Here is a 7,302-nt window from a genome sequence, read left to right as displayed (position 1 = left end):
ATGGCAGGGGTAGCTGGACTCGAACCAACGGATGTCAGGATCAAAACCTGATGCCTTACCAACTTGGCTATACCCCTGTAATGTCTAGGCTATGAACAACCGAAAGCTAATAGCGACTAATAGTCATTTTCAGAATGGTGTCACGACCTGTCAGTTATCTTATAGACGATTGAGCCGTCTAAAACATAACCTTTCCCTAGCGGTGTTCATTGCGAACTATACCGAAACTGGGATAACGTTGTCAATGACAATAGCATAAGAGGTTATTTATAAACCACTTATACTCAATGTATCTCTAACGCTTCGTACTAAAAAATGGCAGGGGTAGCTGGACTCGAACCAACGGATGTCAGGATCAAAACCTGATGCCTTACCAACTTGGCTATACCCCTATTGTGGCGACCTATTATAAGTAAATTTTCAGATTTTGCAAGTCATTTGCGCCTTTTTCTGGGATTTATTCGAAACTAAGTGAATTAGCCTGAGTTGCATCGCTACTATTGTAGTGAATAGAGGTCTTTTTATTAAGCCTGTCAATCGTAAGCTAATGCTGTGCGAGTTAATTTTGTACGAGAGGATTGACCACTCTACCACTCATAAATACCGCAGGTTCCGTCAAACAAGCTGTATTCTCTGGGTCTTCGATGACAATATCACCTTTTCGTAAATAGTAACTACCTATACGCTCTTTAATTATACCGCTAGTGACAACCTCCTCACCGAGCTTAACTTTGGTTCCATTTAGAGAAATGGCTTGTTCATTCTCAAAAAGAATCGCTCTATCTGGATAAAAAATAGGGCTGAGATACTTATCATCGTTCTGAACAAAGTATAAGCAGTTATCTTTTATAACGTATTTGCCCTTCAAAACAAAGTTTATCTCTCGCATTGAAAGAGTCGGTGCGTAAGTAAATAGTTCAGTAGGCGAGCTGACTTTGGAATCTTGCTGAGAAACCTCTATATTTTGAGAGTTGTCTTTTACTTTTATGTCTAGTTGTTGTGGCAAAGTTATTTTATCGGATAAGCGATTAGCATGAGATTCATCGTGAGATTTAGATAGTAATGAACACGCAGTCAAATTCGATGATAAGCAAATAAAAACGGTGGCGGTTATTAGACTCTTATTTAGATATGAATGGTTCATATTAATACCAACTTATTTGAGAGTTTGAGTAGGGCACGTCCATCTTACAAACTGCCAACGAGATACCCTGCACAAGGCGCACCCTTAACCCACTTTGCCAATAGCTTTTTATCAGTAGCAATGCTCGCATCTAAGGGTAAAAATACTGCACTACCAGAGCCAGTCATGCGTGCTGTGCCCAGTGCTTGCGATTCTAACCCTTTCAAGTAATCTAAAGCCTCTGCAACAGCAGGAGCGAGGCTTGTCACTACTGGCGTAAACACATTATGATAAGGCGTATTCAAATTTTGAACATAATCATTGGATTGATTTTTAATCGTATCAATCGATAGAGGAGCGATATCTCGCTGTAGTTTGGGGTGGGCGAATAGTTTGGCAGTATTGACATGCGCCTCAGGCGTTAAGACTAAATACTGCTGGTCAGGTAGGTCAATGGCAGTCAATTCTTCACCAATACCCATCGCAATGGCATCTTGCCCAAAGATAAAGATTGGCACGTCTGCGCCTACCTTTGCACCAATTTTTATAAGCGCATCACAAGGAACGTTAAGTTGCCAAAGCTCATTGAGCACCAGCATAGTCGTTGCGGCGTTGGATGAGCCACCGCCCAATCCTGCGCCCATTGGTAAGTGCTTGTCTAACCTGACAGTGACTTGTGCCAATTGCTTAGGTAGAGCGTCTGACTGTATGGCAAACGCTAGCAATGCGCGCGCCGCTTTGAAAATTAAGTTGTCTTCTATATTGGCCGTGATTATCTCTGCACCAGCCAATACCAACAGCTGATGACAGAGGGTATTGCTATCTGATTCACTATCGGCCGTTTGTACCACAACATCATCCATGAGTGAAAAATGCAAGTAATCACCCCAATCGAGCAAGCGAAATACCGTTTGCAGATTATGATAGCCGTCAGCGCGCTTACCTGTAATATGCAAAAACAGATTGATTTTTGCAGGAGATAAACGAGTAATAGTAGAGTCAGATTCTGTGGCTATGTTTTTAATCATATCTTTTCATCATAAGGTACAGTCATAAACGGCTATGGTAATGAGCACTACTGGCTAATTTTTTTGTGGTGATGCACTAGTAATGAGAGACTAGTGATTAATCGTCATTACCACTTTATTGCCTTGTGGCTGCACGGCACTGATTTTACTCGGTAATTTATCATCACCCTTATAAGTAAAGCTGGCGCTCCAGTCGCCATTGACCGAGCTTACCAATCGGTTTTGAGCATCTAATTGCGGCGCGCTATCTGAAGGTGCGGGGCGACCAGAGATCCAGTAAGGCATTTGTGAGATAGGTGCTTGCCAGCCTGTGGCTTTTTTGAGCAAGGTTTCAGGGTCATCAGCGGTCAATGTGCCTGTCTTTTCGCTCACGAGCGTGGCTGTTTGACCATTGTACTCAATGTTGGTTTTACCAATGCCAAGCGCGCCAATCAGCTCAATCGCAAAACGATCATTTTGTTGACCCCATGCATAAAATGCACTACCGCCTTGCGTGCCTGAGGTGTCACTAGCAGGCATCGTCACGCCGATTTTACCCGTGATGTTAAAGTCTTCTAATTTCTTAGGTTGGTTAGCGTTTTGACCTTGCATGGTGGTTGGTTGATTGGTCGTATTATTGGTTTTTAATGACTGGCAACCAGACGTAATAGCAATTGCTGTTGCCATGGTCGCTAATAGCGTCAATTTGTTAGATTTGTAGGCAGTAATTGAGGTAAGCATAATTATCTCTTAAAAGTAAAAAGTTAGCATGACAAAGCATTCAGCTTAAGCGCTATTTGTTGCGCGGTTATGCACGGCTGTTAGCTTCTTATACGTCGCTTGTAATTTATGACTGCTTATAATTTGTGAGCGCTTGCTATTTATAAGTGCTCATTATGTATAAGTAATTAGCCTAAACAATCATTTCGATAAACCAACATCAGTATAGCTGTATACGGTCATTAATATTGTGCTGTCCATAGGAGAAGCGTTGCTGCAAATCTGCGAGCAGTGTCTCGACCTTGGCATTATCACCAAGCCCTTGATAGGCACGCAATAACAGACTCCCTGAGCGCAGGGTCGGCAGCACATCATAAGGGGTTTGCAGATAGTCGATGACTTGTTTATAGTTTTCTTGCGCGAGCGCATTAGACGCCAGTACGTTTAGAGCTTGCAGATGAAGGTCATTATCATAGCGCGGGTCATCATAGCGAATCTGAATGATCGATGTGGCGAGCGCCAAGCCTTGATCAGAGCTGCGCTCGTTGACCAATAACAACTGAGCATAACTCAGTTGATAGGATAAGTTGCTAGGATCTAGTGCTTGCAAATGGTTGAGCAGCGTGCGTTTGACAACATAGTCGCTTTTGTCATCTAACAGTTGGACACGGGCAAAGAGTAACATCTCATTGTCAGGATATTTACGAGCGGCCCGCGTCAATAGACGTAAGGCTTCTTCTGACTCATTTTGCTGCCACAAAATATCGGCTTGCATCACAAAGGTGTCAGGGGCGAATACCGTAAAGTCTTTGCGTAGCTTTTCTAAAGTAGCAATGGCGGCGTCGACATCGTCGTTGAGTAATTCAAATGCGACCACTTTTCGACGTGCTTCTAATACTAAGTCTTCTTGCATCACGCCATTGAGATAGTATTTGGCTTTATCAAACTGCTGCTGACGCTCAGCACTGATACCAAGATAGTAATAAGCTTGGTCAAGGTAAGCGGGGTTTTTGGCAAGCATATTGAGTAGATCATCTGCGCTCGCATATTCTTCGATATCCAAGCTCACTAGTGCTGCTAGCAAGGTAATCTCAGCATCATCATTGAAGCGGCTGTGGGCTTCGAGCAATAGTTTCCAAGCTTGGTCGCTTTGTTTTAAGTCTAATAAGTAGCGAATCTCGTACAGGTACAAACTTTTGCTATCAGGATTGCGCAAGCGTGCTTGGCTCACGTAATTAATTACGGTTTCTGCTGTAACGATTTTGCGCAAGATATCAGCCTTTAGGGTGATAAAAGGCACATAATCAGGCTGACGCTCTAGCGCACGGTTAATATGCACGATAGCGATTTCAGGCTCATTAAATTGGTAAAGTAAACCGGCCTTTAATACGGACAGTGAGGCATTTTGCTCACTATCTAGTGGCTGCAAAGCGGCAAGCAGCTCGCGTTTGTCATCGTCATTATTGGGATAAATACCGATAAGGATTTCGCTCAAATCTGCACGCGGATCGTAACGCAAGATACGGTTTAAGGTCTCGCCAGCTAAGATATAGTCATGTGCCCGTAGTGCCAAATGTGCCACATAAAACCAAGCAGGTACATGATCAGGATTCTGATCTTGCCATGATTTCGCAAATGCTAATGAATCCTCAACCCTTTCATTACGCAGTGATAGAGTCAGTGCCCTCTCAAATACCGCTGTGGCATCTTCTTTAAAAGATTGTTGCTTATAGATCGTAATCGCACGTTGTTTATCATCACGATCCGCAGCAAACTCTGCATCTAATAGAGCATATAAACTGGGTTCGTTGAGTTCAGGCTGCCATAGGCTGGCTGGCGCTAGACCATCAATGTTGGTCACGCTATCGGTCATTTGGCTATTTTTATGAACAGTCGTGCTGATAGAGGTGCTAGAAATAGCGTTGTTATTTACCCCATTATCGCTAGTAATGACTGATGCTCGTGGCGTTTTTGCGGCCAATTCTGTATCAGCATGACTGGCATGCGCAGGTACGGCAAGGCATAAGCAGACGGCCAATGACAACGCTAGCTTATAACGCTGGCACAAACGATCGATAACGACCTGCAATAAAGCGCGGAGGCTAGATTGCTCGTTATAAAGAGGTTGTGATCTAGATAATGATCCAAAAAACATCATAGATAGCCGTGTTCGCCCATGGTTTACCTACATAGCTGAGGCAATTTTATTTTAATCATTTCAAATCAAATAGTGGTAACGAGTACCCATGACAAACATTATAAGAGCAGATGAACAGTATAAACAATAGCATCCGTGTTACTCATATCTGAGCAACCATTATTCTATTGATACGCTATGACGGATACTTGTTTTAAGCATGAGTTATTTTGCTAGGACTTTTATACAAATAGCCATGCTGATCAGAATACTGTGGAAATATAACAAGTTAGGCGACACTAAGCGAATGATTTATGGTGGTCTTAGCGACCATTTGCCAAAACACATCCATTGATTTTATCAATCATATCGGTAGTTGATTTGTTACATTTGCGACCAGATACAGAGATATAGCTATCATAGATGGGTGAGTGTTAATTAACGCCAGCAATAATGATATAATAAGCGGTTTTTAGGGTCTTCCTTTCAGCGCTGTCGTCAAAAACTGTCTTTTAAAAAATAATGAGATAGCGTGAGTGAGCAGCTGAGCGGCATGTTTATGGTCTATCAATAATGAGATTAGTGGTCATTGGGGTCAATCACAAAACTGCACCAGTCGCTCTGCGAGAGCGCTTGGCGCTGGTGGGTGACGATGTGAATGTCGCGCTTGAGCAAATAGAATCCTTCACGGATGGCAGTGTGATTGTCTCTACTTGCAACCGTACTGAGATTTATGCGCTTGTGCCCCATACGTTGACCCCGCACCACTCACACGCATCAAGCTCGGCAGTCAATGAGCAGACAGACCATGCCATCTCTCATAATGATTTTAGTAGCAGTGCTCATGTCACATCAAGCATGATCAGCGCTCATATTCTCAAGATTAAGACGTGGCTTGCTGAATTCAAACAGCTCCCACTCGCAGATATCGATCCTTATCTATATGTGCACCGCGACACGCACGCATTGACCCACTGGCTAAGAGTCGCAGCGGGGCTGGACTCTATGATATTGGGTGAGCCGCAGATACTTGGTCAAATCAAGCGCTCTGTGCATTTGGCACAAGAGCAAAAAGTATTGAGCAATCAGCTCGGTTGGATCGTTGATCAGGTATTTGCCGCTGCCAAACGAGTACGTAATGAGACGCAAGTGGGTGCACAAGCGGTATCGCTGAGCTTTGCGGCGGCCAAATTGGTCACGCAAATATTTGATGATCTGCCTAGTCGTACATTATTGGTGGTCGCGGCAGGTGAGATGAATCGCTTGGTTGCCACCCATATCGCTGGCCTTGGCGTCGGGCGAGTGATTATTTGCAATCGTAATCCCGAGCGTGCTGAGGCATTGGCCGCTGAGTTACGTAGTCCCAATCGCCGTATAGACGTCAGACCCTTGCAAGAGTTGCCACAAGTATTGGCGGAAGCCGATATTGTCAGCAGCTGTAGTGGTAGTATGGATTTATTGATTGATAAGCCTATGACCATGCAAGCGCTCAAGCGTCGTCGTTATCAGCCAATGTTGATGATAGATTTGGCCGTACCACGTGATATTGACTCAACCATCAGTCGCATTGATGATGTCTATCTGTATTCTGTCGATGATTTGCAGCATGTGATTGCCGGTAATATTGAGCAGCGTCGGCAAGCGGCGGTCGATGCGGAACTTTTAGTCAGTCAATTAGTCGTTGAAATAGATCGTCGCTTTCAAGTTCGTCAAGTGGGTAAAGACATCCAGCAATACCGCACCTGTACTCAAAATCAAGTAGATAAGCTACTGCATGAGTCCATTGCCAAGCTGCAACAAGATGATGTCAGTCCAGAAGACATTCTCATTGAACTATCACGGCGCCTAACCCAAACATTGACGCACGCACCATCCAAGCTCATGCGTAAAGCCGCCCGCGAAGGTGATAGCGATTTGCTAGATTTTGTGGTGTCTGGGCTACAGGATGCCCATCGCGGACGTTAAGATTCTCACAGTGCCGTTCAAAGAATACTTACCAATAAAACTATAATCGCGCAAGCCATATCATTGCCTGAGCGTATCGTTGTCAACCTCTAGTATCAGTGCTACTATCGAATCTTATGGATGATTTGGGTAAAGACAGTATCCCGATACTTATAGCCCTCATCGTCACAGACAATAGCACTGCTCTAACCTGCTATCTCGTTAATCTTGTATCATCTTCATTATTTTTCGCTATCAGTACTCGTTGATACCAATTATCCATGGTACTGAGCTAGATCAATCTCTATATTATTTCCTATCCCGATATTACGGTACGAAGAATTAAGAGACAGTCATCATCTAATCATATA

Annotated in this window: 5 protein-coding genes and 2 tRNA genes; 1 reads left to right on the top strand and 6 read right to left on the bottom strand. The window is 43.7% G+C overall.

Translation table 11 applies throughout. The features are described from left to right. Position 1 precedes the first annotated feature (1 nt). The 6 genes from QO189_RS03995 to QO189_RS03970 all read right to left on the bottom strand — a co-directional run bounded on the left by QO189_RS03995 (position 2) and on the right by QO189_RS03970 (position 5,008). Positions 2 to 77, bottom strand: a tRNA-Gln gene (locus QO189_RS03995). A 239-nt stretch (positions 78 to 316) separates the two neighbouring features. After that, positions 317 to 392: transfer RNA gene (locus QO189_RS03990), tRNA-Gln, on the bottom strand. 167 nt (positions 393 to 559) lie between these two features. Then, positions 560 to 1,144, bottom strand: coding sequence for a hypothetical protein (locus tag QO189_RS03985; RefSeq protein ID WP_371531625.1), 585 nt, complete (start codon positions 1,142 to 1,144; stop codon positions 560 to 562). 44 nt (positions 1,145 to 1,188) lie between these two features. Continuing rightward, positions 1,189 to 2,151, bottom strand: coding sequence for a 4-(cytidine 5'-diphospho)-2-C-methyl-D-erythritol kinase (gene ispE / locus QO189_RS03980; protein ID WP_371531624.1), 963 nt, complete (start codon positions 2,149 to 2,151; stop codon positions 1,189 to 1,191). A 90-nt stretch (positions 2,152 to 2,241) separates the two neighbouring features. Further along, positions 2,242 to 2,871 (bottom strand): lipoprotein insertase outer membrane protein LolB, encoded by a 630-nt coding sequence (lolB, locus tag QO189_RS03975; protein ID WP_371531623.1) that lies wholly within the window; start codon positions 2,869 to 2,871, stop codon positions 2,242 to 2,244. A gap of 199 nt (positions 2,872 to 3,070) precedes the next feature. After that, positions 3,071 to 5,008 (bottom strand): tetratricopeptide repeat protein, encoded by a 1,938-nt coding sequence (locus tag QO189_RS03970; RefSeq protein ID WP_371531622.1) that lies wholly within the window; start codon positions 5,006 to 5,008, stop codon positions 3,071 to 3,073. A 552-nt stretch (positions 5,009 to 5,560) separates the two neighbouring features. Between QO189_RS03970 and hemA the strand changes: the two genes are divergently transcribed. Beyond that, the gene (hemA, locus tag QO189_RS03965) at positions 5,561 to 6,952 is read left to right on the top strand and encodes a glutamyl-tRNA reductase (RefSeq protein WP_371531621.1); all 1,392 of its coding nucleotides are present in this window, start codon (positions 5,561 to 5,563) and stop codon (positions 6,950 to 6,952) included. Positions 6,953 to 7,302: the final 350 nt, after the last annotated feature.

Origin of the sequence: Psychrobacter sp. Arc29 (assembly GCF_041431175.1) — a bacterium.
In the GTDB taxonomy this organism is placed as follows: Bacteria; Pseudomonadota; Gammaproteobacteria; order Pseudomonadales; family Moraxellaceae; genus Psychrobacter.
Note: the sequence above shows the minus strand (reverse complement) of the source record. Positions and strands in the feature narration are given on the sequence as shown.

Excerpts from the sequence above, each read along its gene's own strand:
- QO189_RS03970 (WP_371531622.1), bottom strand. The coding sequence starts at position 5,008 with ATGATGTTTTTTGGATCATTATCTAGATCACAACCTCTTTATAACGAG.
- hemA (WP_371531621.1), top strand. The coding sequence starts at position 5,561 with ATGAGATTAGTGGTCATTGGGGTCAATCACAAAACTGCACCAGTCGCT.
- QO189_RS03985 (WP_371531625.1), bottom strand. The coding sequence starts at position 1,144 with ATGAACCATTCATATCTAAATAAGAGTCTAATAACCGCCACCGTTTTT.
- ispE (WP_371531624.1), bottom strand. The coding sequence starts at position 2,151 with ATGATTAAAAACATAGCCACAGAATCTGACTCTACTATTACTCGTTTA.
- lolB (WP_371531623.1), bottom strand. The coding sequence starts at position 2,871 with ATGCTTACCTCAATTACTGCCTACAAATCTAACAAATTGACGCTATTA.